Here is a 269-nt window from a genome sequence, read left to right as displayed (position 1 = left end):
TCCCGCGAAGGCTTGACGGCCGCAGAGCGCAAGAAGCTGTCGACCGGGCCCGACGAGGGCGGTGCGCGCACCGACACGATCATGCTGATCTCGAAGCCGAAGAAGGGCAAGACGGCGATCATCTCCATTCCGCGCGACCTCTACGTCGAGGTTCCCGGCTATGGCAGCCACAAGATCAATGCCGCATTCAACATGGGCGGTCCACAGCTGCTGGTGCAGACCGTCGAATCTGTGTCCGGGGTGCACATCGACCACTACGCCGAGATCGG

The 269-nt window shown here is 63.2% G+C and carries 1 protein-coding gene; it reads left to right on the top strand.

Going from position 1 to position 269, the window contains the following annotated elements; translation table 11 throughout:
• Positions 1-269: LCP family protein (locus tag B4L26_RS10105; protein WP_290718598.1), on the top strand; the 269-nt coding region annotated here is incomplete at both ends.

Source organism: Gordonia sp. UBA7599 (assembly GCA_002477755.1).
GTDB lineage: Bacteria > Actinomycetota > Actinomycetes > Mycobacteriales > Mycobacteriaceae > Gordonia.
The sequence above is the reverse complement of the archived record's forward strand: the minus strand, read 5'-3'. Positions and strand labels throughout refer to the sequence as shown.